At 59.6% G+C, this 25,020-nt stretch carries 19 protein-coding genes; 12 read left to right on the forward strand and 7 right to left on the reverse strand.

The features are described from left to right. Both gspC and ACLEXF_RS19745 read right to left on the reverse strand, forming a co-directional pair. Positions 1-843 (reverse strand): type II secretion system protein GspC, encoded by an 843-nt coding sequence (gene gspC, locus ACLEXF_RS19740; RefSeq protein ID WP_135730109.1) that lies wholly within the window; start codon positions 841-843, stop codon positions 1-3. Continuing rightward, on the reverse strand, positions 828-965 hold the full coding sequence (locus ACLEXF_RS19745; protein WP_032426032.1) for a hypothetical protein: 138 nt from the start codon (positions 963-965) through the stop codon (positions 828-830). Before ACLEXF_RS19745 ends, gspC begins: the two co-directional genes overlap by 16 nt. A gap of 184 nt (positions 966-1,149) precedes the next feature. Here ACLEXF_RS19745 and pulA point away from each other — a divergent pair, with 184 nt between their 5' ends. Both pulA and gspB read left to right on the forward strand, forming a co-directional pair. Next, positions 1,150-4,440 (forward strand): pullulanase-type alpha-1,6-glucosidase, encoded by a 3,291-nt coding sequence (pulA, locus tag ACLEXF_RS19750; protein WP_043521982.1) that lies wholly within the window; start codon positions 1,150-1,152, stop codon positions 4,438-4,440. A gap of 60 nt (positions 4,441-4,500) precedes the next feature. Continuing rightward, positions 4,501-5,058: a type II secretion system assembly factor GspB gene (gene gspB / locus ACLEXF_RS19755; protein ID WP_048323025.1), complete on the forward strand. Its 558-nt coding sequence runs from the start codon at positions 4,501-4,503 to the stop codon at positions 5,056-5,058. 39 nt (positions 5,059-5,097) lie between these two features. On the opposite strand, the gene gspS is transcribed toward gspB, so the two are convergent. Continuing rightward, positions 5,098-5,472 carry a type II secretion system pilot lipoprotein GspS gene (gspS, locus tag ACLEXF_RS19760; RefSeq protein ID WP_023319765.1) on the reverse strand — a complete coding sequence of 125 codons (375 nt, stop codon included), beginning with the start codon at positions 5,470-5,472 and terminating at the stop codon, positions 5,098-5,100. Positions 5,473-6,059: 587 nt separating this feature from the next. Here gspS and mrcB point away from each other — a divergent pair. From mrcB to fhuB, 5 genes are all read left to right on the forward strand, one after another. Then, the gene (gene mrcB, locus ACLEXF_RS19765) at positions 6,060-8,615 is read left to right on the forward strand and encodes a bifunctional glycosyl transferase/transpeptidase (RefSeq protein ID WP_023319766.1); all 2,556 of its coding nucleotides are present in this window, start codon (positions 6,060-6,062) and stop codon (positions 8,613-8,615) included. A 234-nt stretch (positions 8,616-8,849) separates the two neighbouring features. Next, a complete protein-coding gene (fhuA, locus tag ACLEXF_RS19770; RefSeq protein WP_407259922.1) occupies positions 8,850-11,057 on the forward strand; it encodes a ferrichrome porin FhuA in 2,208 nt (735 codons plus the stop codon). A 45-nt stretch (positions 11,058-11,102) separates the two neighbouring features. Next, on the forward strand, positions 11,103-11,900 hold the full coding sequence (gene fhuC, locus ACLEXF_RS19775; RefSeq protein WP_057213484.1) for a Fe3+-hydroxamate ABC transporter ATP-binding protein FhuC: 798 nt from the start codon (positions 11,103-11,105) through the stop codon (positions 11,898-11,900). Beyond that, positions 11,900-12,790, forward strand: coding sequence for a Fe(3+)-hydroxamate ABC transporter substrate-binding protein FhuD (fhuD, locus tag ACLEXF_RS19780; RefSeq protein ID WP_043521974.1), 891 nt, complete (start codon positions 11,900-11,902; stop codon positions 12,788-12,790). Before fhuC ends, fhuD begins: the two co-directional genes overlap by 1 nt. Then, entirely contained in the window at positions 12,787-14,769 is a 1,983-nt protein-coding gene (gene fhuB / locus ACLEXF_RS19785; RefSeq protein ID WP_049003563.1) for a Fe(3+)-hydroxamate ABC transporter permease FhuB, read from the forward strand. Before fhuD ends, fhuB begins: the two co-directional genes overlap by 4 nt. A gap of 136 nt (positions 14,770-14,905) precedes the next feature. On the opposite strand, the gene hemL is transcribed toward fhuB, so the two are convergent. Next, positions 14,906-16,186: a glutamate-1-semialdehyde 2,1-aminomutase gene (hemL, locus tag ACLEXF_RS19790; RefSeq protein ID WP_004204435.1), complete on the reverse strand. Its 1,281-nt coding sequence runs from the start codon at positions 16,184-16,186 to the stop codon at positions 14,906-14,908. 180 nt (positions 16,187-16,366) lie between these two features. Between hemL and clcA the strand changes: the two genes are divergently transcribed. Together clcA and erpA are read left to right on the forward strand one after the other, a co-directional pair. Further along, positions 16,367-17,785: a H(+)/Cl(-) exchange transporter ClcA gene (gene clcA / locus ACLEXF_RS19795; RefSeq protein WP_004204436.1), complete on the forward strand. Its 1,419-nt coding sequence runs from the start codon at positions 16,367-16,369 to the stop codon at positions 17,783-17,785. A gap of 81 nt (positions 17,786-17,866) precedes the next feature. Beyond that, entirely contained in the window at positions 17,867-18,211 is a 345-nt protein-coding gene (erpA, locus tag ACLEXF_RS19800; RefSeq protein ID WP_002889275.1) for an iron-sulfur cluster insertion protein ErpA, read from the forward strand. Between the two features lie 81 nt (positions 18,212-18,292). Here erpA and ACLEXF_RS19805 read toward each other — a convergent pair whose 3' ends face one another. From ACLEXF_RS19805 to mtnN, 3 genes are read right to left on the reverse strand one after another with little or no spacing between them, the layout of a single operon-like run. After that, the gene (locus ACLEXF_RS19805; protein ID WP_004204437.1) at positions 18,293-18,919 is read right to left on the reverse strand and encodes a TRIC cation channel family protein; all 627 of its coding nucleotides are present in this window, start codon (positions 18,917-18,919) and stop codon (positions 18,293-18,295) included. Between the two features lie 36 nt (positions 18,920-18,955). Next, positions 18,956-19,756 carry a vitamin B12 ABC transporter substrate-binding protein BtuF gene (gene btuF, locus ACLEXF_RS19810; RefSeq protein WP_004204438.1) on the reverse strand — a complete coding sequence of 267 codons (801 nt, stop codon included), beginning with the start codon at positions 19,754-19,756 and terminating at the stop codon, positions 18,956-18,958. Continuing rightward, positions 19,749-20,447 carry a 5'-methylthioadenosine/S-adenosylhomocysteine nucleosidase gene (gene mtnN / locus ACLEXF_RS19815; RefSeq protein WP_004204440.1) on the reverse strand — a complete coding sequence of 233 codons (699 nt, stop codon included), beginning with the start codon at positions 20,445-20,447 and terminating at the stop codon, positions 19,749-19,751. The genes btuF and mtnN overlap by 8 nt, the downstream gene beginning before the upstream one ends. Positions 20,448-20,530: 83 nt before the next feature. Between mtnN and dgt the strand changes: the two genes are divergently transcribed. The 3 genes from dgt (at position 20,531) to cdaR (ending at position 24,938) form a co-directional block, all read left to right on the forward strand. After that, positions 20,531-22,045, forward strand: a complete 1,515-nt coding sequence (gene dgt, locus ACLEXF_RS19820; RefSeq protein WP_004204441.1) for a dGTPase — start codon at positions 20,531-20,533, stop codon at positions 22,043-22,045. Between the two features lie 134 nt (positions 22,046-22,179). Further along, entirely contained in the window at positions 22,180-23,613 is a 1,434-nt protein-coding gene (gene degP, locus ACLEXF_RS19825; RefSeq protein ID WP_004145870.1) for a serine endoprotease DegP, read from the forward strand. A gap of 167 nt (positions 23,614-23,780) precedes the next feature. Continuing rightward, positions 23,781-24,938: a DNA-binding transcriptional regulator CdaR gene (gene cdaR, locus ACLEXF_RS19830; RefSeq protein ID WP_004204443.1), complete on the forward strand. Its 1,158-nt coding sequence runs from the start codon at positions 23,781-23,783 to the stop codon at positions 24,936-24,938. The last annotated feature ends 82 nt before the right edge of the window (positions 24,939-25,020 follow it).

The following is a 25,020-nucleotide window of genomic DNA, read 5'->3' on the forward strand; positions in this document are numbered from 1 at the left end:
TTATTCATCCCCCAGGGCGAAAACAATATCGTGTCGTTGGCCTTCCCGCTCAACGGTTAGCGTTATTTCGGTCATGTCGGCCAAATTCTGCAGCGCCTGTTGCGCTTGTTCCTGATCGCGTAAATCGATGCCATTTAAGGCAATCGCCAAATCATTTGCCTGTAGGCCGGCCTGGCGAAACAGCGAGGGGTCTTTGCCAGGATTAAGTCGATAGCCCTGCAGTTTGTCGCCGCTGAGTACCGGCGAAATCGTTAAATACGTGAGGATATTTTGCGGCTGCTCGCGGAGTCGCTTCATCAGGGGCGGACGGGGCGCGGCGGCGGGCGATGACGACGGCGCGCGGGTATCGTTAAATAATAAAATGGCCTCCTGGCGCCCCTGATAGTTGACGATGATCCGGTCTGGCAGGATGGCAGCGATCTGCGCATCGTACCCCGGGGTGGTATCGCCGACGCTAAGGCTAACCTGCTGATTTCCCTTTTCAATAATCGCGATGGATCGCGCCGGGTTGCTGCTGGCGAGCAGCCCGGCCAGACGTAGCTTCAGGCTGGAAACCGGCACCTGATTGAGGCTGTTGGCCGCCGCTGGCGCGGGGGGGTTTTTAGCCGCCAGGCCAAACAGGGTAAATGCGGGCCGCACGTTTTTTAATTCCGGTTCCGCTGCCGGAGGTGCGGTTAACGGCAGGGCGGAAATATCCTCAGAACTGACAGGGAATACCACCCGCCAGGTTAATTTCGCCAGCTGCGGAATGGCGGTTATTAATATGATGAGCGTCACAATTTGGGGTAATAATTTAATTGTCCCTTTATTTATATTTGTTAACCCCATCACAGAAACTGGCATTTTAATTCCTTTGCTAATTTATTTTTCTGCACGCTGGCGTAATACCCTACCGAAACAGGTAGGTGATTATTGGCTTTTGAATGAATTATTGCCGGAGAGTGGCGATAAGCGTGGCGAATCATAATCAGTTTGCGGTTTGCGGTCGTCATTCCCTTTATTCATTTACTCCCCCGGCTTCCTACGCCCCCCTCTCATTTGTGGGGGATGATTGCGCCTGGGAAAGCAAAAATATCTAATTAGCGCGCTGTAAAGATATTCATCCTTTCTTACCTTTTATAATTTAATAAGCATATTAGGGACTATCGAATGCTCAGATATACCTGTCATGCCCTATTTATTGGATCGTTAGTATTATTGAGTGGCTGTGATAACAGCTCTTCCTCCTCTTCCTCTGGCTCACCTGGCGACCCAGGTAATCCCGGCACGCCCGACCCGCAGGATGTCGTCGTCCGTTTACCGGACGTTGCCGTCCCTGGCGAAGCGGTACAGGCCTCTGCCAACCAGGCTGTCATTCATCTCGTCGATATCGCCGGCATCACCAGCAGCACGCCGGCCGACTATGCCAGCAAAAACCTCTATCTGTGGAATAATGAAACCTGCGATGCGCTGAGCGCGCCGGTGGCGGACTGGAATGATGTCAGCACCACGCCGACCGGCAGCGACAAATATGGCCCTTACTGGGTTATCCCGTTGACCAAAGAGAGCGGATGTATCAACGTTATCGTCCGCGATGGCACCAATAAGCTTATCGACAGCGACCTGCGCGTCTCTTTCAGCGATTTCACCGATCGGACGGTATCGGTCATCGCCGGCAACAGCGCGGTCTATGACTCCCGCGCCGACGCCTTCCGCGCCGCCTTTGGCGTGGCGCTGGCCGATGCGCACTGGGTCGATAAGACCACTCTGCTGTGGCCGGGCGGGGAAAATAAACCCATTGTGCGCCTCTATTACAGCCACAGCAGTAAGGTGGCTGCCGACAGTAACGGCGAATTTACCGATAAATATGTCAAGCTGACCCCCACCACCGTCAGCCAGCAGGTGAGCATGCGCTTCCCGCATCTCGCTAGCTATCCTGCCTTTAAGCTGCCGGATGACGTTAACGTCGATGAATTGCTGCAGGGCGAGACGGTGGCGATATCCGCCGAAAGCGACGGGATCCTGAGCTCCGCCACCCAGGTGCAGACCGCCGGCGTACTGGACGATACCTATGCCGCCGCCGCCGAGGCGCTGAGCTATGGCGCCCAGCTAACCGATAGCGGCGTGACCTTCCGCGTCTGGGCGCCCACGGCGCAGCAGGTCGAGCTGGTGATCTATAGCGCGGACAAGAAAGTGATAGCCAGTCACCCGATGACCCGCGACAGCGCCTCCGGCGCCTGGTCCTGGCAGGGCGGGAGCGACCTGAAAGGCGCGTTCTACCGCTACGCGATGACGGTCTACCACCCGCAGTCGCGTAAAGTCGAGCAGTACGAAGTGACCGATCCCTACGCCCATAGTTTGTCGACCAACTCGGAGTACAGCCAGGTGGTCGATCTGAACGACAGCGCGCTGAAGCCGGAAGGCTGGGACGGGCTGACGATGCCGCACGCGCAGAAAACCAAAGCCGACCTGGCGAAAATGACGATCCACGAATCGCATATTCGCGATCTCTCCGCCTGGGATCAAACCGTTCCTGCGGAGCTGCGCGGTAAGTATCTGGCGCTCACCGCCCAGGAGAGCAATATGGTCCAGCATCTGAAACAGCTGTCGGCCTCGGGCGTGACCCATATTGAGCTGTTGCCGGTCTTCGATCTGGCGACGGTCAATGAGTTCAGCGACAAAGTCGCCGATATTCAGCAGCCGTTCAGTCGCCTGTGCGAGGTCAACAGCGCGGTGAAGAGCAGCGAGTTCGCGGGCTATTGCGACAGCGGTTCGACGGTTGAAGAGGTGCTGACTCAGCTGAAGCAGAACGACAGCAAGGATAACCCGCAGGTGCAGGCGTTGAATACGCTGGTGGCGCAGACCGACTCCTATAACTGGGGCTACGATCCGTTCCACTACACGGTACCGGAAGGATCCTACGCCACCGATCCGGAAGGCACGGCGCGCATTAAAGAGTTCCGCACCATGATTCAGGCGATCAAGCAGGATCTGGGAATGAACGTCATTATGGACGTGGTGTACAACCACACCAACGCCGCCGGCCCGACCGACCGCACTTCGGTACTGGATAAGATCGTCCCCTGGTACTATCAGCGTCTGAACGAAACTACCGGCAGCGTGGAATCGGCTACCTGTTGCTCCGACTCGGCGCCAGAGCACCGGATGTTCGCCAAGCTTATCGCCGATTCACTGGCGGTATGGACCACCGATTATAAGATCGATGGCTTCCGCTTCGACCTGATGGGCTACCACCCGAAAGCGCAGATCCTCTCGGCCTGGGAACGCATTAAAGCGCTGAACCCGGATATCTACTTCTTTGGCGAAGGCTGGGATTCCAACCAGAGCGATCGCTTTGAAATTGCCTCGCAAATCAATCTCAAAGGCACCGGGATCGGCACGTTCTCCGATCGTCTGCGCGACGCCGTGCGCGGCGGTGGGCCGTTCGACTCCGGTGATGCATTGCGCCAGAACCAGGGCGTGGGCAGCGGGGCCGGCGTTCTGCCGAATGAGCTGACCACCCTGACCGACGATCAGGCGCGTCACCTCGCCGATCTGACCCGTCTCGGCATGGCCGGTAACCTTGCGGACTTCGTGCTGATCGACAAAGACGGCGCGGTGAAGAGAGGCAGCGAGATTGACTATAACGGCGCGCCAGGCGGCTACGCGGCTGATCCGACGGAAGTCGTGAACTATGTGTCAAAACACGATAACCAGACGCTGTGGGACATGATCAGCTATAAAGCCGCTCAGGAGGCAGATCTCGATACCCGCGTCCGGATGCAGGCGGTGTCGCTGGCGACGGTGATGCTCGGCCAGGGGATCGCCTTTGACCAGCAGGGCTCAGAGCTGCTGCGCTCTAAATCCTTTACCCGCGACTCGTATGATTCCGGCGACTGGTTTAACCGCGTGGACTACTCCCTGCAGGACAACAACTACAACGTCGGTATGCCACGCAGCAGCGATGATGGCAGCAACTATGACATCATCGCCCGCGTGAAGGACTGGGTGGCCACCCCGGGCGAAGCCGAGCTCAAGCAGATGACCGCGTTTTATCAGGAGCTGACCGCGCTGCGTAAATCGTCGCCGCTGTTTACCCTCGGCGACGGCGCGACGGTGATGCAGCGCGTGGACTTCCGCAATACCGGCGCCGATCAGCAGACTGGTCTGCTGGTGATGACCATCGATGACGGGATCCAGGCTGGCGCCAGCCTGGACAGCCGCGTCGACGGCATCGTGGTGGCGATCAACGCTGCCCCGGAAAGCCGGACGCTGCAGGATTTCGCCGGCACATCGCTCCAGCTGAGCGCTATTCAGCAGGCGGCGGGCGACCGGTCGCTGGCCAGCGGCGTGCAGGTTGCCGCTGACGGCTCGGTCACGCTGCCGGCCTGGTCGGTTGCCGTCCTCGAATTGCCGCAGGGCGAATCGCAGGGCGCCGGCCTGCCGGTGAGCAGTAAATAAGGTGACGTGGGGCGCCCGTAAGGGCGCCTTCTCGTTATCATGAGGGAACAGGAGACCGTTGTGATTGTTCGTGATGACAGTGAAAGAGGGATCCCCCCGCTGGTGGCGCATCAGCCGCCCACCGCACTGGCGGACGCGCCGGTGGTCCGCGGCCGGATGGTGCAGATCCCTGGCTGGATTATCCCGCTATACGCCGGATTATTTATCGCGCTCGGCTGGTTTGGCGGCGAACAGTGGCGTCACCCGGCACCGCCGCAAACGCTGCCCTTGCCGGTGGCGCATGCGGCGCTTCTGCCGTTAACCGCTGCCGGAGAGGCCGCGCCAAAGACGCCGCCGCCGGCGGCAAAAGCCAGCGCGCCCGCCGCGCCGGTGGTGGACAGCGATACGCTGCCGCCTCTGCGCTACAGCGCCCATGTCTACGCCTCGTTAGCGGAAAAGCGCAGCATTGTGTTAAACGGCAAAGCGTGGACCGAGGGCGATTCCCCGCTGCCCAATCTGGTGGTGGAGCAGATCCAGCAGGATGTGACGATCTTTAGCTTCAATGGCACGACCTTTACCCTCGCGGCGCTGGAGGACTGGCCCGGCGGGAAAATTGACGAGGAGCCGAAAGGCGAATAAGGAGCAAGCGCAATTCAATGCGCGTTGAAGATATTTTGCTTAGTCGCCGCGTAGGCTGGCAATAAAGGGAGCAAGCTGGCGATTAAATTGACTGCACTGTGTGGCTTCCGGGGTGCTGTCCTGTAAAAGCTGTTGGTAAAGCCGGTCGCTATTTTGACTTAACGTTGCCGGGTCAATATTTCCCCATCCGCGCGCTTTGCCGACATTCACCACCGCCCGATAAATAGTTTCATCGGCGGGCAGATCGCTACGATTACATTTATTCTTGAGATAGCGCGTTCCTGCCGCCACGGACGAGAGCTGCTCGAGCTGTGCCTGGCTACTGATGGCCGGACTGAGCGTTGAGGCGGGTTTCTGTTGGCAGCCAGAGAGTAAGGCCACCACGCAAAGCGGGAATATAAGTGGAATGCGCATAGTAGAGTAATCAAAATAATGAATCACTGGCCGCTAGTTTAACAAATATTTCCCTGGTGTCATCATAAAATATTATTCTACATAAATGTTAACAGCCTCTCATTTTTATTGGCAGAAACTCGATTCATCCCCTTTACTTCTCTCAATAATAAATGCTGTCGTCCAGGAAATATATTTTCAGTCTGAGGCGATGCCGCCGCATTTGGCATCAGGGCGAGCGTCATTTTTTATGTTATTAAAAAACATACTCTTTCCCATCTTGTTACGTAAGCACGAGGTAAAATGCTGGTTAAGAATGTCGCATTTTAGTGCTATCCTGTATGCCCTGAACATTACGTGCTATGTTCTGACTTATTCTGCCAGTGATGCGTTTAACACATTGATTTTATGGTGAATTTCTATTGTTAGTATCATGTGAAGCGAAGCAAAGCAACCCTTTGAAAGGTGGGCGGCGCGTTCTGCCCGCCAGCAGGTTGTCGTCCTGAGGATGAGCAGCCTGAACGTTAATTTGAGAGATTTCTTCTTCCTCTGAACGGAGGAAGTATTGAGAATCAGGCCTTTGCGCCTGAACGTTGCGGAGAAAAAGCATGGCGGGAGATGACCGCGAGCCTATCGGACGTAAGGGAAGACCCTCACGTCCGACAAAACAGAAAGTCACCCGTCGCCGGGTCCGGGAAGAGGACTACGACGACGAGTATGATGACGATGATTATGAGGATGAGAAACCGGTGCCGAGAAAAGCCAAAGGCAAAGGTGGCAAGCCTCGTCGTAAGCGCAGCTGGCTGTGGCTGCTGGTCAAGCTGGGGATTGTCTTCGCGGTGCTGATTGCCGCCTATGGCGTCTACCTCGACCAGAAAATCCGCAGCCGCATCGACGGTAAAGTTTGGGAGCTGCCGGCTGCGGTCTATGGCCGGATGGTGAACCTTGAGCCGGACATGCAGATCAGCAAAAACGAGATGGTGCGTCTGCTGAACGCCACCCAGTATCGTCAGGTTAGCGCGATGACGCGTCCCGGCGAATATACGGTGCAGGCCAACAGCATCGAGATGATCCGCCGTCCGTTCGATTTCCCGGACAGTAAAGAAGGACAGGTGCGCGCGCGTCTGACCTTCGACGGCGACCATCTGGAAACCATCGAGAATATGGATAACAACCGCCAGTTCGGTTTCTTCCGCCTCGATCCGCGGCTTATTACCATGCTGCAGTCGCCGAACGGCGAGCAGCGTCTGTTCGTGAAGCGCAGCGGCTTCCCTGACCTGCTGGTGGATACACTGCTGGCGACCGAAGACCGCCACTTCTACGAGCACGATGGCATCAGCCTCTATTCCATCGGCCGTGCGGTGCTGGCGAACCTGACGGCAGGCCGGACGGTGCAAGGGGCAAGTACCCTGACCCAGCAGTTGGTGAAAAACCTGTTCCTCTCCAGCGAGCGCTCCTACTGGCGTAAAGCCAACGAAGCGTACATGGCGCTGATCGTCGACGCCCGCTACAGCAAGGATCGCATCCTTGAGCTGTACATGAACGAGGTGTACCTCGGTCAGAGCGGCGATAACGAAATTCGCGGCTTCCCGCTGGCCAGCCTGTACTACTTTGGCCGTCCGGTGGAAGAGCTGAGCCTCGACCAGCAGGCGCTGCTGGTGGGGATGGTGAAAGGGGCCTCGGTGTATAACCCGTGGCGCAACCCGAAGCTGGCCCTTGAGCGACGCAATCTGGTGCTGCGTCTGCTGCAGCAGCAGCAGGTCATCGACCAGGAGCTGTACGACATGCTGAGCGCGCGTCCGCTGGGCGTGCAGCCGCGCGGCGGGGTGATTTCACCACAGCCGGCGTTCATGCAGATGGTGCGTCAGGAGCTGCAGGCGAAGCTGGGCGATAAAGTAAAAGATCTCTCCGGCGTGAAGATCTTCACTACCTTCGACTCGGTGGCGCAGGATGCCGCGGAAAAAGCGGCTACTGAAGGGATCCCGGTACTGAAGAAACAGCGCAAGCTGGCAGATCTGGAAACTGCCATGGTGGTGGTGGACCGTTTTACCGGTGAAGTGCGGGCGATGGTCGGCGGCGCGGAGCCGCAGTTCGCCGGCTACAACCGCGCGATGCAGGCCCGCCGGTCGATTGGTTCTCTGGCCAAGCCGGCGACCTATCTGACCGCGCTGAGCCAGCCGAATCAGTATCGCCTGAATACGTGGATCGCCGATGCGCCAGTGACCATTCGCCTGTCCAATGGCCAGACCTGGTCGCCGCAGAACGACGATCGTCGCTTCAGCGGCCAGGTGATGCTGGTAGATGCCCTGACTCGTTCGATGAACGTGCCGACGGTTAACCTCGGGATGGCGCTGGGCTTGCCGGCGGTGGTCGATACCTGGACCAAACTGGGGGCGCCGAAGAATCAGCTCAACGCCGTGCCGGCGATGCTGCTTGGCGCGCTGAACCTGACGCCGATTGAAGTGGCCCAGGCCTTCCAGACCATCGCCAGCGGCGGCAACCGTGCACCACTCTCCGCCCTGCGGTCAGTGATTGCGGAAGATGGCACGGTGCTGTATCAGAGCTACCCGCAGGCGGAGCGCGCGGTGCCTGCCCAGGCGGCCTACATGACGCTGTGGACCATGCAGCAGGTAGTGCAGCGCGGGACGGGGCGTCAGCTGGGGGCGAAGTATCCGGGCCTCCATCTGGCGGGGAAAACCGGGACCACCAACAATAACGTCGATACCTGGTTTGCCGGGATCGACGGTAGCCAGGTGACCATCACCTGGGTGGGTCGCGACAATAACCAGCCAACCAAACTGTACGGTGCCAGCGGTGCGATGTCGATTTATCAGCGTTATCTGGCGAACCAGACGCCAACGCCGCTGGTGCTGACGCCGCCGGAAGATGTGGTCGACATGGGCGTGGACAGCAACGGCAACTTCGTCTGCAGCGGCGGGATGCGTTCGCTGCCGGTGTGGACGACGCAGCCGGATGCGCTGTGCCGCCAGGGCGAGATGATGCAGCAGCAGCAGTTGCAGCAGCAGGAAGCGAACAACCCGTTCAATCAGTCCGGGCAGCAGCAGCCTCAGCAGCAACAGCAACCGCAGCAACAGCCGCCGAAGCAGCAGGAGAAGAGCGACGGCGTCGCGGGCTGGATCAAGGATATGTTCGGCAGTAACTGATCTACGCCATAAGACCAGACCCCTTAAGACGAAAGTATTAAGGGGTTTTTTTACGTCTGTAAAAAAGTTAACGGCTCTTTAACTCCATAATAACTATCTGGTTATTAATTCAGCCCTCGACCCGCAGCGACAGGCATATCGCTTGCCTTGCCTTCGACGTTTCGCCTATTATATCGCCCGTCATAATAATAATTCTCGTTTACGTTATCATTCACTTTCATCAGAGATATACCCATGGCGCGTCCAAAAACTGCTCAGCCAAACCACTCGCTGCGTAAAGTCGCAGCTGTAGTAGCCACGGCGGTTAGCGGCATGTCTGTCTACGCACAGGCAGCAGAACAACCGAAGCAAGAAGAAACCATCACCGTCGTTGCCGCTCCGGCCGCCCAGGAAAGCGCCTGGGGACCGGCGCCGACCATCGCGGCGAAACGCTCCGCCACGGCGACGAAAACCGATACCCCGATTGAAAAAACGCCGCAGTCTGTGTCGGTGGTGACGCGCCAGGAGATGGAGATGCGCCAGCCGACGACGGTAAAAGAGGCGCTCTCCTATACGCCAAGCGTCTTCTCCACCCGCGGCAGTTCGACCACTTATGACGTGGTCACCATTCGCGGCTTCACCACCTCGACGACCGTCAACACCAACCAGTATCTGGACGGCATGAAGCTGCAGGGGAATAACTACTCTGAAGTCTCCATGGATCCTTACTTCCTGGAGCGCGTGGAAGTGATGCGCGGGCCAACTTCGGTGCTGTACGGCAACAGCAACCCGGGCGGTATCGTCAGCATGGTCAGCAAACGCCCGACCACCGAGCCGCTGAAAGAAGTGCAGTTTAAAATGGGCACCGACAATCTGTGGCAGACCGGGTTTGACTTCAGCGACGCCATTGATGATGCCGGCGTCTGGTCTTACCGCCTGACCGGCCAGGGCCGCAGCCAGGATGCCCAGCAGCAGATGGCGAAATCGACCCGCTACGCGGTGGCGCCCTCCTTTAGCTGGCGTCCGGACGATAAAACCGACTTCACATTCCTGAGCAACTTCCAGAATGACCCGGATGCGGGCTACTACGGCTGGCTGCCGCGTGAAGGCACCGTGGTGCCGTATTACGACGCCAATGGTAAGGCGCACAAGCTGCCAACCGATTTCAATGAAGGCGAAGCGGATAATAAAATCTCCCGCCGCCAGAAGATGGTGGGCTACAGCTTCTCCCATCAGTTCGATGACACCTTTACCGTGCGGCAGAACCTGCGCTATGCCGAGGTCGATACCCTGTATCGCTCGGTGTACGGCAATGGCTATGTCGCGCCGGGCTACATGAATCGCGCCTATGTGCGCTCCGACGAGCACCTGAACACCTTTACCGTCGATACCCAGCTGCAGTCTGATTTCGCCACCGGCGCGGTCAGCCATACGCTGCTGACCGGCGTGGACTACTCGCGGATGCGTAATGATGTGGATGCCGACTACGGGACGGCGGATCCTATCAGCATGAATAATCCGCAGTACGGCAACCCGAATATTCAGGTTACCTTCCCGTACGCGGTGCTCAACCGGATGGAACAGACCGGCCTGTACGCGCAGGATCAGATGGAGTGGGATAAGTGGGTCATGACCCTGGGCGGTCGTTACGACTACGCCACCACCTCAACGTTAACCCGCGCCACCAACAGCCTGGCGGAGAACCACGACCAGCAGTTCAGCTGGCGCGGCGGCATCAACTACCTGTTCGATAACGGTATCTCTCCGTACTTCAGCTACAGCGAATCGTTTGAACCGGTATCGGGCTCCAGCAGCAGCGGCAAGCCGTTCGATCCGTCGCGCGGTAAGCAGTATGAAGCCGGCGTGAAATATGTGCCGAAAGATATGCCGGTGGTGGTCACCGCGGCGGTCTATCAGCTGACCAAAGATAAGAACCTGACGGCGGATCCGGCTAACCAGGCGTTCAGCATCCAGACCGGCGAGATCCGCTCCCGCGGCCTTGAGCTGGAGGCGAAAGCGGCAGTTAACGCCAATATCAACCTGACCGCAGCCTACAGCTATACCGATGCGGAATACACTCACGATACGGTGTTCAACGGCAAACGTCCGGCGGAAGTGCCGCGTAATATGGCCTCCCTGTGGGCGGATTATACCTTCCACGAAACCGCGCTCAGCGGTCTGACGATTGGGGCCGGGGCGCGCTATATCGGTTCAACGGTCAGCTACTACAAAAATGACACCAGCACCGGTAAGAAAAATGACTCCTTTAGTGTGGCCGGTTATGCGCTGATGGATGCGACGGTGAAATACGATCTGGCGCGCTTTGGCCTGCCGGGATCGTCGGTCGGCGTCAACGTCAACAACCTGTTCGACCGCGAATATGTCTCCAGTTGCTACAGCGAATACGCTTGCTACTGGGGGGCCGGACGTCAGGTCGTCGCCACCGCCACCTTCCGTTTCTAACCACCTACGGGCGCGGTTCGCCGCGCCCTTTATCAGGTTATCGCTATGCAGGAACAGACTCCGCACGCAGAAACCACCTTCGCGTTGGATCGCGTCACTTTCCGTGTGCCTGGCCGCACGTTGCTCCATCCGCTCTCGCTCACCTTCCCGGCTGGAAAAGTCACAGGCCTGATCGGTCATAATGGCTCCGGCAAGTCGACGTTACTGAAAATGCTTGGCCGTCATCAGCCGCCTTCCGCAGGCGATGTGCTGCTGGACGGCCAGCCGCTGGAGAGCTGGGGCAGCAAAGCCTTTGCCCGCAAAGTGGCCTATCTGCCGCAGCAGCTGCCGCCGGCCGAGGGTATGACGGTGCGTGAGCTGGTGGCCATCGGCCGCTACCCATGGCACGGCGCGCTGGGTCGCTTTGGCGCGGCGGACCGCGAGAAAGTGGAAGAGGCGATTGCGCTGGTGGGGCTGAAGCCGCTCGCCCATCGCCTGGTGGACAGCCTCTCCGGCGGCGAACGCCAGCGGGCGTGGATCGCCATGCTGGTGGCGCAGGATAGCCGCTGTCTGCTGCTCGATGAACCCACCTCGGCGCTGGATATCGCCCATCAGGTTGATGTCCTCGCGCTGGTGCATCGTCTCAGCCAGCACCGCGGCCTGACGGTGATCGCCGTCCTGCACGACATTAATATGGCGGCCCGCTACTGCGACTATCTGGTGGCCCTGCGCGGCGGAGAAATGATCGCCCAGGGGACGCCGGCGGAACTGATGCGCAGCGACACCCTGGAACAAATCTACGGCATCCCGATGGGGATCCTGCCGCACCCGGCCGGCGCGGCGCCGGTAAGCTTTGTCTATTGATGATGACCCCGACTCAGATAACCCGACGCCGCCTGCTGACCGCGATGGTGCTCTCGCCGCTGCTGTGGCAGATGCGCGGCGCGCAGGCGGCGAACGTTGACCCGCAGCGCGTGGTCGCCCTGGAGTGGCTGCCGGCGGAGCTGCTGCTGGCGCTGGGCGTCACGCCTTACGGCGTGGCCGATATCCCCAACTATCGCCTGTGGGTGAACGAACCCGCGCTGCCCGACTCGGTGATCGATGTCGGTTTGCGTACCGAACCCAATCTTGAACTGCTGACGCAGATGAAACCGTCATTTATCGTCTGGTCGGCAGGCTACGGCCCGTCGCCGGAGAAGCTGGCGCGTATCGCCCCCGGCCGCGGATTTACCTTCAGCGATGGCAAACGTCCGCTGGCGATGGCTCAGCGCTCGCTGCTGGAGATGGCTGACCTGCTGGGCAAAACACAACAGGCTCAGCACCACCTGGCGGAGTTTGAGGCGCTGATGGCGAGCCTGAAGCCGCGTTTTGCCGGGCGCGGCGACCGTCCGCTGTTGATGATCTCCCTGCTCGATCCGCGCCATGTACTGGTTTTTGGCGAAAACTGCCTGTTCCAGGAAGTGCTCGATCGCTTTGGCATCAAAAACGCCTGGCGCGGCGAAGCGGCGTTCTGGGGCAGCGTCAGCGTTGGCATCGACCGGCTGGCGGAATTTAACGAGGCCGATGTGATCTGTTTCGATCATGGTAACGAGCGGGAGATGACCCAACTGCTGGCGACCCCGCTGTGGCAGGCGATGCCGTTCGTGCGCGCGGGGCGCTTCCAGCGCGTTCCGGCGGTGTGGTTCTATGGCGCGACGCTGTCGGCGATGCATTTTGCCCGCGTGCTGGCCGAGGCCCAGGGGAATCCGGCATGAATAGGCGTATTTCACCGTTAGCCATTATCCTGCTGGCCGGGCTGTTGGTTGCCGCCTTCGCGTTGAGCATCGTCAATCTCAACGTCGCCTTGCCCTATGCGCAATGGCGGCAGGCGCTGTGGCAGCCGGATAGCGATCGGATTGCCCAGATGCTGTTTCATTACAGCCTGCTGCCGCGGGTGACCGTTTCACTGCTGGTGGGGGCCGGGCTGGGACTGGTCGGCGTACTGTTCCAGCAGGTGCTGCGCAATCCGCTGGCGGAGCCAACCACCCTTGGCGTCGCCACCGGCGCGCAACTGGGGATCACAGTCACTACGCTGTGGGCCATCCCCGGCGTGCTGGCGTCGCAGTTTGCCGCGCTGGCCGGAGCCTGTCTGGTGGGAGCGCTGGTGTTTGGCGTCTCCTGGGGCAAGCGCCTGTCGCCGGTAACGCTGATCCTGGCGGGCCTGGTGGTCAGCCTCTACTGCGGGGCGCTTAACCAGCTGATGGTGATTTTCCATCACGACCAGCTGCAGAGCATGTTCCTGTGGAGCACCGGGACGCTGACGCAAACCGACTGGAGCGTGGCGCAGCGCCTGTGGCCGCAGCTGCTGGGCGGCGCAGTACTCACGCTGCTGCTGCTGCGTCCGCTGACCCTGATGGGGCTCGATGACGGAGTGGCGCGCAACCTTGGGCTGGCGCTGTCTCTGGCGCGCCTCGGCGCCCTGACGCTGGCGATCGTAATGAGCGCGCTGCTGGTCAACGCGGTCGGGATTATCGGCTTTATCGGCCTGTTCGCGCCGCTGCTGGCGAAAATGCTCGGCGCCCGTCGACTGCTGGCCCGGCTGCTGCTGGCGGCGCTGATCGGCGCGCTGCTCCTGTGGCTTTCAGATCAGGTGATCCTCTGGCTGAGCAGGGTATGGCGGGAAGTCTCCACCGGCTCGGTCACCGCCCTGATTGGCGCGCCGCTGCTGCTGTGGCTGCTGCCGCGGCTGCGCAGCATCAGCGCCCCGGTGATGAACGGCGGCGATAACGTGCAGCCTGAGCGCTATCACGTGCAAGGGTTTGTTCTCGGGGGCGTCGCGTTGCTGCTGCTGGCGGTGAGCGTGGCGCTGGCCTTTGGTCGCGATGCCCACGGTTGGCTGTGGGCTCACGGCGATCTGCTGGAGCAACTGCTGCCCTGGCGCTGGCCGCGAGTGCTGTCGGCGCTGTTCGCCGGGGTGATGCTGGCGGTCGCCGGCTGTATTATCCAGCGCCTGACCGGCAACCCGATGGCCAGTCCGGAAGTGCTGGGCATCAGCTCCGGCGCCGCCTTTGGCGTGGTGCTGATGCTGTTCTTCGTCCCTGGCGACGCCTTTGGCTGGCTGCTGCCGGCCGGGAGCCTTGGCGCGGCCGGCACCTTGCTGATCATTATGCTGGCCGCCGGGCGCGGCGGCTTTTCGCCGCATCGGATGCTGCTGGCGGGGATGGCGCTCAGTACCGCCTTCACCATGCTGCTGATGATGCTGCAGGCCAGCGGCGATCCGCGCATGGCGCAGATCCTGACGTGGATCTCAGGGTCGACCTACAGCGCGACGCCGGAGAGGGTGGTCCGCAGCGGCGCGGTGATGCTGCTCCTGCTGGCGCTGGCGCCGCTCTGTCGCCGTTGGCTGACCATCCTGCCGCTGGGCGGGGAGGCGGCGCGAGCGGTGGGCATGGCGCTGACCTCATCGCGGATTGTTCTGCTGCTGCTGGCGGCCTGCCTGACGGCGGCGGCGACGCTGACCATCGGCCCGCTGAGCTTCGTCGGGCTGATGGCGCCGCATATCGCACGGATGATGGGCTTCCGGCGCACGCTGCCGCATATGGTGATCTCCGGGCTGACTGGCGGGCTGCTGCTGGTCTTCGCAGACTGGTGCGGACGAATGATCATGTTTCCCTACCAGATCCCGGCGGGGCTGTTATCAACCTTTATCGGCGCGCCGTACTTTATCTATTTGCTGAGGAAGCAGAGCCGCTAACGATCCCGGATGGCCTCAACATCCCCGGTGGCGCTATCGCTTACCGGGGCTACAGCGCTGTGCGATTTGGTAGCCCGGATAAGGCGCAATGCGCCGCATCCGGGAAAATCCCTGCGTCACCAGGCATTCAAGCACCTTACAGTTTGGCAAATACCCGACGCGCGGCGTCGATGGTATTGTCGATATCTTCTTCGCTGTGGGCGACGGACATAAAGCCAGCCTCAAACGCTGACGGCGCCAGGTACACGCCTTCCTCCAGCATCAGATGGAAGAAGCGCTTGAAGCGTTCGACATCGCACTTCACGACGTCCTGATAGCAGGTGACAGTTTCGGCATCGGTAAAGAAGATGCCGAACATACCGCCGACGTTATTGACCACCAGCGGGATCCCGGCGTCACGCGCCGCATCAAGCAGACCTTGCGCCAGCTGGTTGGTCAGCTCGGTGAGGGTTTCATGCACGCCCGGCTGCGCCACTTCGCTTAAGCAGGCGAAGCCGGCGGCCATGGCGATCGGGTTACCGGAGAGGGTACCGGCCTGATAAACCGGGCCGGTGGGGGCCAGAGCGTCCATCACCTCGCGACGGCCGCCGAAAGCGCCTACCGGCATCCCGCCGCCGATGATTTTCCCGAGACAGGTCAGATCCGGCTCCACGCCGTAATAAGCCTGCGCGCCCGCCAGCGCCACGCGGAAGCCGGTCATCACTTCGTCGATGATCAGTAGGGCGCCAAATTCGTCGCACAGCGCGCGCAGGCCCGGCAGGAACTCCGGCTGCGGTGGAATACAGTTCATATTACCGGCGACCGGCTCGACGATGATGCAGGCGATATCCTGTGGATATTGCTCGAACGCCGCGCGCACCGAGGCGAGGTCGTTATAGGTGCAGGTCAGGGTGTGTTTGGCGAAATCAGCCGGCACGCCCGGCGAGTTCGGCTGGCCGAGGGTCAGCGCGCCGGAACCGGCTTTCACCAGCAGGCAGTCGGCATGGCCGTGGTAGCAGCCTTCGAACTTGATGATCTTGTCGCGGCCGGTGAAGCCGCGCGCCAGGCGAATCGCGCTCATGGTGGCTTCGGTACCGGAGTTCACCATCCGCACCATATCCATGGTCGGTACCAGCTCGGTCACTAGCGCCGCCATTTTCACTTCCATTTCGGTCGGCGCGCCAAAGCTCAGGCCGCGTGACGCCGCCTCGATCACCGCGTTGCGGATCGCCGGATGGTTGTGGCCCAGCACCATCGGACCCCAGGAGCCGACATAATCGATATAGGCCTTTCCATCCACGTCATAGAGGTAAGCGCCATCCGCGCGTTCGATAAACAGCGGGGTGCCGCCGACGCCGGTAAAGGCGCGCACCGGCGAGTTAACGCCGCCGGGGATCAGTTCGCGCGCAGTATGGTACAGATTTTCAGATTTGCTCATGGCCAGGGTCCTGGTTCGTGAAAAATGTTTTATCGGCTATTCTAAGTTATTCCAGGATGGTTATGAAAGTTTTGCCCAATTGAAACAATGTGCCGCAAGGGCATTTTTTTGACGACGCAGCGCGCCGGGGCGGCTAAAATGCCTCTCTCTTCATTTGTATTACCAATAATTGATAACGGCATGAAAGCAGAAACTCCCTCTTTTGAAGCACATCAGTTCGTGCGGGTGCGTCGCGGCGATGCGGTGCGCCGCTTAATTCAGCGTGATAAAACGCCGCTGGCGGTGCTGTTTATGGCGGCGGTGGTCGGCACGCTGGCCGGGCTGGTGGGCGTGGCGTTTGAAAAGAGCGTGAACTGGGTGCAGAACCAGCGGATCGGCGCGCTGGCGCAGGTAGCGGACCACTGGTATCTGGTCTGGCCGCTGGCGTTTATCTTGTCGGCGCTGCTGGCGATGGTCGGCTATTTCCTCGTGCGCCGCTTTGCGCCGGAGGCTGGCGGATCGGGGATCCCGGAGATCGAAGGGGCGCTGGAGGAGCTGCGGCCGGTGCGCTGGTGGCGCGTGCTGCCGGTGAAATTCATCGGTGGCATGGGGACCCTGGGCGCCGGAATGGTGCTGGGACGCGAAGGGCCGATGGTGCAGCTTGGCGGCAACATTGGGCGCATGGTGTTGGATATTTTCCGCATGCGCAGTCCGGAAGCGCGGCACACGCTGCTGGCGACCGGCGCGGCATCGGGTCTCTCAGCGGCTTTTAACGCGCCGCTGGCTGGTATCCTGTTTATCATCGAAGAGATGCGCCCGCAGTTCCGCTACAACCTGATCTCCATTAAAGCGGTATTTACCGGCGTGATCATGTCGAGCATTGTGTTTCGCATTTTTAACGGCGAGGCGGCAATTATAGAGGTGGGCAAGCTGAGCAATGCCCCGGTGAACACGCTGTGGCTGTACCTGGTGCTGGGGATGCTGTTTGGCTGCTTCGGCCCGCTATTTAATTTTCTGGTGCTGCGCACCCAGGATCTGTTCCAGCGCATTCACGGCGGCAACATCAAAAAATGGGTGTTAATGGGCGGGATCATCGGCGGGCTTTGCGGTCTGCTGGGGCTGATGCAGCCCTCCGCGGTGGGCGGTGGCTTTAACCTGATCCCCATCGCCGCCGCCGGTAACTTCTCCGTCGGTTTGCTGCTGTTTATCTTTATTGCCCGCGTGGTGACCACGCTGATCTGCTTCTCCTCCGGCGCGCCGGGGGGCATCTTCGCCCCGATGCTGGCGCTCGGCACGCTGCTGGGCACGGCGTTCGGCATGGCGGCTATCCCGCTGTTTCCGTCCTACCATCTCGATGCCGGCACCTTCGCTATCGCCGGCATGGGCGCGCTGCTCGCCGCCTCGGTGCGCGCGCCGCTGACCGGGATTGTGCTGGTGCTGGAGATGACCGATAACTATCAGCTCATTTTGCCAATGATTATTACCTGCCTTGGCGCAACACTACTGGCGCAATTCCTCGGCGGTAAGCCTTTGTATTCGACCATTCTGCAACGTACTCTGGCGAAGCAGGAGGCCGAGCAGGCGGCAAAAGCGCAGCAGGCGCCCCGGGAGAATACTTGAACGATTTACCAGGGTATTAGATAATGGCTCAAAAGGCCCGGTTATTCTTTAACCGGCCGGAAGTATCAATGGGAGCAAAAAATGAGTGATGACGTAGCGTTGCCGCTGGAGTTTACCGAAGCCGCAGCCAATAAAGTAAAACACCTGATTGCGGATGAAGATAATCCGAACCTGAAACTGCGCGTGTATATTACCGGCGGCGGTTGCAGCGGTTTCCAGTATGGCTTCACCTTCGACGATCAGGTGAACGAAGGGGATATGACCATTGAGAAACAGGGTGTCGGCCTGGTGGTTGACCCAATGAGCCTGCAGTATCTGGTCGGCGGCTCTGTCGACTATACCGAAGGGCTGGAAGGTTCGCGCTTTATCGTGACCAACCCGAACGCGAAAAGCACCTGCGGCTGCGGATCCTCGTTCAGCGTGTAAAGCGAGTGCGACCGGGCGTCTTCCCCTTCTGCGAGAGGGTGCCAACGTTAAAAACGGTAACCTCAGGTTACCGTTTTGCTTTTATGACCGTCCGTTATCGTCCAGCGCAAACGTCGGCAGCTTCAGGTGCCAGCGGATCGCCGCCAGACGAATCACCAGGGTCACCACCATCCCCATCATCGCCGAATTCTCCAGCGGGAGATGAAAGGTGTCGTGCGCGGTGGCGTGGACAATGCCGCCCACAATACAGGCGGTGGCGTAGATCTCGGTGCGCAGAATCATAGGAATTTCGCGCGCCAGCACGTCGCGGATTATCCCGCCGCCAACGCCGGTCACCACGCCCATGCACACCGCGACCAGCGGGCCGCTGCCGGCGAGAAACGCTTTATTCACCCCGATGCCGACAAACACCGCCAGACCGACGGCATCAAGAACGGGCAGGATCCATTTCGGCAGCCGGCGCGGCTGGCGGACCAGCAGGATGGTCAGCATGCTGGTGACCATTGCCACCACCAGATCGGTGGGATCTTTGACCCAGAATACCGGGCCATTCGCCAGCGCCATATCGCGGATGGTACCGCCGCCCACCGCCGTCACCACGCCTAACACCAGCACGCCGAATGGGTCCATACGCAATTTCCCCGCCAGCAGAACGCCGGAGATCGCGAAGACAGCTGTGCCAATAATATCCAGCCAATAGACAAGCATCGTTGATTCCCACTGAACATCCGGTATGCCGGATGGTTATTTTACCTGGTCGAGCGCCGCACAAAGTTGTTTGGCGGCGAGGATAATACGTGGGCTTGCGCGTTCAAACCAGTCGCTGTGTAACGCAATCAACGAAATGGTGAGCTGATGTTGCCAAAAGCGCTGCGCTTCGGCGATGCGGCTGGCGTCGCCGGTCACCACAATCGCCTGCGGCTGACGGGCCAGCACCTGTTCGCGGCTCACCTGCGGCCAGGGAACGCGGCTGGCGGCAAAGATATTCTCGCCGCCGCACAGCCTCAGCACCTGATCCTGAATTGAGCCGGGGCCGCTGGTGAATAGCGGTGCGGAACCGAACTGCAGGAAGACGCGTTTCTTCGGCGCGCTGGCATAGCGCGCTTTCAGCGCATCGTATTCCTGCTGCATCGCCTGCGCCGCCTGCTGTGCTTTTTCCGGCTGTGGGCTCCACTGCGCCAGCTGACGCAGGGTGGCGATGATCTCTTCGATGGTCGAAGTCTGTACCCACAGGACGTGGATCCCCAGCGACTGCAGCTGGTTAACCTGACGTTCGGCATTACCCCCGCGCCAGGCCAGCACCAGGTCTGGCTTGAGCGCTACGATGCGCTCCAGGTTCATTCCCTGCCAGCTGGCAACTTGCTCAATCGTTTTGGCCTGCGGCGGATAATCGGAATAACTGCTGACGCCGACCGGCGTGATCCCGGCGGCAAAGGCCAGTTCGGTATTGGCGGGGGAGAGGGTGATCACCCGCGGCGCGGCCAGCAGCCACGCCGGGGCGAGTAACAGCAGCGCGGCAAGCGCGAAGGAGAGCGACTTAGCCACGTGCCAGGTTCTGTACCAGATTCTCCACCATCAGGGTGGACTGTCTGGCGGCGACCGCAAGGAACTCCTCAAAGCTGAGGTGGGACTGCTGGTCGGCCACATCGGAGATGGCGCGAACCACCACGAAAGGAACCTTAAAGTTATGGCAGACGTGAGCGATGGCGGTCGCTTCCATTTCCACAGCGATCGCCTGCGGGAAATTATGGCGGATCTTCGCCAGACCGACAGAGCCGTTAATGAAGGCATCACCGCTGACGATCAGGCCGCGAACGGCATTGAGATCTAACGCGTTAATGCAGCTCTCCGCCGCGGCCACCAGTTTTTCGTCCGCTTTAAAGCCGGCAGGGCAGCCAGGCAACTGGCCGTACTCATAGCCGAAGGCGGTGACGTCGGCGTCGTGGTAGCGCGCTTCATCGGAGACGACGATATCGCCGACCTTCAGCGTCGGCGCCAGGCCGCCGGCAGAGCCGGTATTAATGATCACGTCAGGCTGGCAGCGCTCCAGCAGCAGGGTCGCGCCCATCGCCGCCGCCACTTTCCCGATACCAGACTTCAGCAGCGCGACGTCAACGCCGTGAAGTTGGCCGGTATAGATTTCGCTCCCGCCAATAGTGATAGTCTGGCGGTTTTCGATTTTGTCGCGCAGAAGGGTAACTTCCTCTTCCATAGCGCCAATAATGCCAATTTTCATAGATTTACTCGCGATGTGTCAGGTTTAGTTGCATAGTCTATCATGCGCTTAAGGGGAAGCGTATTGCTCGCGCGGGAGAGGCTATGGCAAAGATTGATTTTCGCAACAAGATAAACTGGCGTCGACGCTTCCGTTCGCCGCCGCGTGTCGAGACGGAGCGCGACATCCTGCGGATCTTCGAAAGCGATCGGGGACGGATCGTCAACTCGCCGGCAATCCGTCGCTTACAGCAAAAAACTCAGGTCTTCCCGCTGGAGCGCAACGCGGCGGTGCGTACCCGCCTGACCCACTCGCTGGAGGTGCAGCAGGTGGGACGCTATATCGCCAAAGAGGTGCTGAGCCGGCTGAAAGAGCTGAGGCTACTGGAGGAGTATGGCCTGGAAGAGCTGACCGGGCCATTCGAGAGCGTGGTGGAGATGGCCTGCCTGATGCACGATATCGGCAATCCCCCGTTTGGCCATTTTGGCGAGGCGGCGATTAACGACTGGTTCCGCCAGCGTCTGGCGCCCGGCGATGCGCTCGGGCAGCCGCTGACCGACGATCGCTGTGAAGTGCAGGCATTACGCTTGCATGAAGGGGAAACGTCGCTTAACGCGCTGCGCCGCAAAGTGCGCCAGGATCTCTGCAGCTTTGAGGGCAACGCCCAGGGCATTCGTCTGGTCCATACGCTGATGCGCATGAATCTGACCTGGGCGCAGGTCGGCTGTATTCTGAAATATACTCGGCCGGCGTGGTGGTCCGAGGCGACGCCAGCCAGCCACAGCTATTTAATGAAAAAGCCTGGCTACTATTTAGCCGAAGAGGAGTATGTGGCGCGCCTGCGTAAAGAACTGGATCTGGCGCCTTACAATCGGTTCCCATTAACCTGGATTATGGAAGCCGCGGATGACATCTCATATTGCGTCGCGGATCTCGAGGACGCGGTGGAAAAACGTATTTTCAGCGCTGAGCAGCTTTATCAGCATCTTTACGACGCCTGGGGCTGCCATGAAAAAGGATCGTTATTCTCACAGGTAGTGGAAAATGCCTGGGAGAAATCACGAGCCAATTCCCTGAAACAGAGCGCGGAAGATCAGTTTTTTATGTATTTGCGGGTGAACACGCTGAATAAGCTGGTGCCCTACGCGGCGCGCCGATTTATTGACAACCTGCCGGCCATCTTTACGGGCGACTTTAATCATGCGCTGCTCGAGGACGACAGCGATTGCAGTCAGCTGCTGGAGCTTTATAAAAATGTGGCGATGAAACAGGTGTTTAGCCATCCGGATGTCGAGCAGCTGGAATTGCAGGGCTACCGGGTGATCAGTGGCCTGCTGGATATCTATCAGCCGCTGCTGAAATTATCGCTCGAGGATTTCAGCGAATTAGTGGCGCAGGAGCGGGTACGGCGTTTACCCATTGCCTCCCGGCTGTATCAGAAACTATCAACCCGCCACCGGCTGGCCTATGTGGAAGCGGTAAATAAGCTGGCGCGCACGGCGCCTGAATTTGCGCTGATGGAATACTATTATCGCTGCCGTCTGATTCAGGATTATATCAGCGGGATGACGGATTTGTATGCGTGGGATGAATATCGGCGGCTAATGGCGGTGGAATAAGCTGGAGTTTTGTAAAGATGGACAATAAATTTTTACTTTTTCCAGAAACTTAATTCCGGAACTTAGCGCTATAAAATGACTCTGATAGTCACGTACACAGCAACTTTCGTTTTCTGATATTGAGATTGAAACTGATGAAAAAAACCACGTTAGCAATGAGTGCACTGGCTCTGAGTTTAGGTCTGGCGTTGTCCCCGCTCTCTGCGAGCGCGGCAGAAACGGCATCTTCGGCCACTAATGCACAGCAGATGCCAAGCCTGGCCCCGATGCTGGAGAAGGTGATGCCGTCGGTGGTGAGCATTAACGTTGAAGGTAGCACCACCGTTAATACCCCACGGATGCCACGTAACTTCCAGCAGTTCTTTGGCGATAACTCGCCGTTCTGCCAGGACGGTTCTCCTTTCCAGAGTTCGCCGTTTTGCCAGGGCGGCGGACAGGGCGGTCAGCCTGACGGCGGCCAGCAGCAGAAATTTATGGCGCTGGGCTCCGGCGTGATCATTGATGCGGCCAAGGGGTATGTGGTGACCAACAACCACGTCGTGGACAACGCCACCACAATTAAGGTTCAACTGAGCGATGGCCGTAAGTTTGATGCCAAAGTGGTTGGCAAAGATCCGCGCTCTGATATCGCGCTGATTCAGATTCAGGATCCGAAAAACCTGACGGCGATTAAGCTCGCCGACTCTGACGCGCTGCGCGTTGGCGACTACACCGTGGCTATCGGTAACCCGTTCGGTCTGGGCGAAACCGTGACCTCCGGGATTGTTTCCGCGCTGGGTCGTAGCGGCCTGAACGTGGAAAACTACGAAAACTTTATCCAGACCGATGCGGCGATTAACCGCGGGAACTCCGGCGGCGCCCTGGTGAACCTCAACGGCGAGCTGATCGGCATCAACACCGCCATTCTGGCGCCGGACGGCGGCAACATCGGTATCGGTTTTGCTATCCCAAGCAACATGGTGAAAAACCTGACCGAGCAGATGGTGAAATATGGCCAGGTGAAACGCGGCGAGCTCGGCATCATGGGGACCGAACTGAACTCTGAGCTGGCGAAAGCGATGAAAGTCGACGCCCAGCGCGGCGCCTTTGTCAGCCAGGTGATGCCGGGGTCGGCGGCCGCGAAAGCGGGCATTAAAGCCGGCGACGTGATCACCTCTCTCAACGGGAAGGCGATCAGCAGCTTCGCCGCGCTGCGTGCCCAGGTCGGCACCATGCCTATCGGCAGCAAAGTTGAGCTTGGTCTGCTGCGCGACGGCAAACCGGTGACCGTGACCGTCGAACTGCAGCAGAGCAACCAGACCCAGGTTGACTCCAGCACCATCTTCAACGGGATTGAAGGGGCGGAAATGAGCAACAAGGGTCAGGACAAAGGTGTGGTGGTCAATAATGTGAAAGCCGGTACCCCGGCGGCGCAGATTGGCCTCAAGAAAGGCGACGTCATCGTCGGGGCGAACCAGCAGCCGGTGAAAAACATCGCCGATCTGCGGAAAATCTTCGACGCCAAACCGTCCGTGCTGGCGCTGAACATTCAGCGCGGCGACGCCTCTATCTATCTGCTGTTGCAGTAATAGTCAGCGCTCGCTCTCCAGCCCCTTCCCTCGCCGAGGGCAGGGGCTTTTTTTCGTTCTGTGACCGCTTCCACAACTCCACATATCTCACCCGGGCTTCGGGCATATGCACAATGCAGCAGAGCAACGACTCTTTTATGCTGGTGCCCTGCAAAGGGGAGGATTACATGGCTGGCTGGCATCTTGATACCAAAATGGCGCAGGATATTGTGGCGCGGACGATGCGCATCATCGATACCAACATCAACGTGATGGATGCCCGCGGGCGGATTATCGGCAGCGGCGATCGGGAAAGGATTGGTGAATTGCACGAAGGCGCGCTGCTGGTGCTTTCCCAGGGGCGGGTGGTGGATATCGACGATGCGGTCGCTCGCCATCTCCACGGAGTGCGTCAAGGGATCAACCTGCCGCTGCGCCTGGAGGGGGAGATCGTCGGGGTGATCGGCCTGACCGGCGAGCCGGAGTCGCTGCGAAAATATGGCGAGCTGGTGTGCATGACGGCTGAGATGATGCTGGAGCAGTCGCGACTGATGCATCTCCTGGCGCAGGACAGCCGTCTGCGCGAAGAGCTGGTGATGAACCTGATTCAGGCGGAAGAGCATACCCCGGCGCTGAACGAATGGGCGCAGCGTTTAGGAATTGACCTGAATCAGCCGCGCGTAGTGGCGATGATTGAGGTGGACAGCGGCCAGCTCGGCGTGGACAGCGCGATGGCGGAGCTACAGCAGTTGCAGAACGCGCTGACCACCCCCGATCGCAATAATCTGGTGGCCATTGTCTCGCTCACGGAAATGGTGGTGTTGAAACCGGCGCTGAACAGCTTTGGCCGCTGGGACGCAGACGATCACGTCCGCCGCGTCGAGCAGCTTATCGCCAGGATGAAAGAGAATGGGCAGCTCCGCTTCCGCGTGGCGCTGGGCAACTTCTTCACCGGTCCCGGGAGTATCGCCCGCTCTTACCGTACCGCACGCACGACGATGATGGTGGGCAAGCAGCGGATGCCGGAGAGCCGCTGCTACTTCTATCAGGATCTGATGCTGCCGGTGCTGCTTGACAGCCTGCGCGGCGGCTGGCAGGCCAATGAGCTGGCCCGTCCGCTGGCGCGTCTCAAGGCGATGGACAACAACGGGCTGCTGCGGCGAACGCTGCAGGCGTGGTTTCGCCATAACGTGCAGCCGCTGGCGACGTCAAAGGCGCTGTTTATTCATCGCAATACCCTGGAGTACCGGTTGAATCGTATCTCGGAGCTGACGGGGCTGGATCTTGGCAGCTTTGACGACCGGCTGCTGCTGTATATTGCGCTGCAGCTGGATGAACAACGCTAAGGCGTCGAGATAAAAATGCCGGGAGGCGGTTCGCCTTACCCGGCCTGGAGGATGCATGGCGTAAGCGGCAGATTATATTGGT

The sequence above is a fragment of the Klebsiella pneumoniae complex sp. WS1778 genome (genome assembly GCF_049472055.1).
Lineage (GTDB): Bacteria > Pseudomonadota > Gammaproteobacteria > Enterobacterales > Enterobacteriaceae > Klebsiella > Klebsiella quasipneumoniae.

Bases quoted from the DNA above. Each gene is read 5' to 3' on its own strand.
- gspC (WP_135730109.1), bottom strand. From the start codon at position 843: ATGCCAGTTTCTGTGATGGGGTTAACAAATATAAATAAAGGGACAATT.
- ACLEXF_RS19745 (WP_032426032.1), bottom strand. From the start codon at position 965: ATGATTCGCCACGCTTATCGCCACTCTCCGGCAATAATTCATTCAAAA.
- pulA (WP_043521982.1), top strand. From the start codon at position 1,150: ATGCTCAGATATACCTGTCATGCCCTATTTATTGGATCGTTAGTATTA.
- gspS (WP_023319765.1), bottom strand. From the start codon at position 5,472: ATGCGCATTCCACTTATATTCCCGCTTTGCGTGGTGGCCTTACTCTCT.
- mrcB (WP_023319766.1), top strand. From the start codon at position 6,060: ATGGCGGGAGATGACCGCGAGCCTATCGGACGTAAGGGAAGACCCTCA.
- fhuA (WP_407259922.1), top strand. From the start codon at position 8,850: ATGGCGCGTCCAAAAACTGCTCAGCCAAACCACTCGCTGCGTAAAGTC.
- fhuC (WP_057213484.1), top strand. From the start codon at position 11,103: ATGCAGGAACAGACTCCGCACGCAGAAACCACCTTCGCGTTGGATCGC.
- fhuD (WP_043521974.1), top strand. From the start codon at position 11,900: ATGATGACCCCGACTCAGATAACCCGACGCCGCCTGCTGACCGCGATG.
- fhuB (WP_049003563.1), top strand. From the start codon at position 12,787: ATGAATAGGCGTATTTCACCGTTAGCCATTATCCTGCTGGCCGGGCTG.
- hemL (WP_004204435.1), bottom strand. From the start codon at position 16,186: ATGAGCAAATCTGAAAATCTGTACCATACTGCGCGCGAACTGATCCCC.
- clcA (WP_004204436.1), top strand. From the start codon at position 16,367: ATGAAAGCAGAAACTCCCTCTTTTGAAGCACATCAGTTCGTGCGGGTG.
- erpA (WP_002889275.1), top strand. From the start codon at position 17,867: ATGAGTGATGACGTAGCGTTGCCGCTGGAGTTTACCGAAGCCGCAGCC.
- ACLEXF_RS19805 (WP_004204437.1), bottom strand. From the start codon at position 18,919: ATGCTTGTCTATTGGCTGGATATTATTGGCACAGCTGTCTTCGCGATC.
- mtnN (WP_004204440.1), bottom strand. From the start codon at position 20,447: ATGAAAATTGGCATTATTGGCGCTATGGAAGAGGAAGTTACCCTTCTG.
- dgt (WP_004204441.1), top strand. From the start codon at position 20,531: ATGGCAAAGATTGATTTTCGCAACAAGATAAACTGGCGTCGACGCTTC.
- degP (WP_004145870.1), top strand. From the start codon at position 22,180: ATGAAAAAAACCACGTTAGCAATGAGTGCACTGGCTCTGAGTTTAGGT.
- cdaR (WP_004204443.1), top strand. From the start codon at position 23,781: ATGGCTGGCTGGCATCTTGATACCAAAATGGCGCAGGATATTGTGGCG.